Origin of the sequence: Campylobacter sp. LMG 7929 (assembly GCF_024723595.1) — a bacterium.
Taxonomy (GTDB): domain Bacteria; phylum Campylobacterota; class Campylobacteria; order Campylobacterales; family Campylobacteraceae; genus Campylobacter_D.
The window spans coordinates 1-217 of the sequence record NZ_JANQCY010000054.1; the positions used below are offsets into that span (position 1 = coordinate 1).

General features: G+C 25.3%; 1 pseudogene. It reads right to left on the reverse strand.

Annotated features, from left to right (window positions below):
- Window positions 1–217: pseudogene (locus CAMP5118_RS08035) on the reverse strand (sodium-dependent transporter); the annotation flags it as partial.

A 217-nucleotide genomic window follows, 5' to 3' on the forward strand; every position in this document is an offset into this window, starting at 1 on the left:
AAACAAAAACTCACTCGCCTTAGAAAAACCATCCATACTAAAAGAATACCCGAGCATTAAAATAAGTAGTATAAATAAACTTGGCATCATCCAAACATTGAGTTTTTCTATACCACTTTTAACACCTTTTGATACTACATAAAAAATAACTATAAATACAAAAGTAAAACATATAAATTGAGATAAAACATCATTAGAAAGTAAATTTCCAAAAATA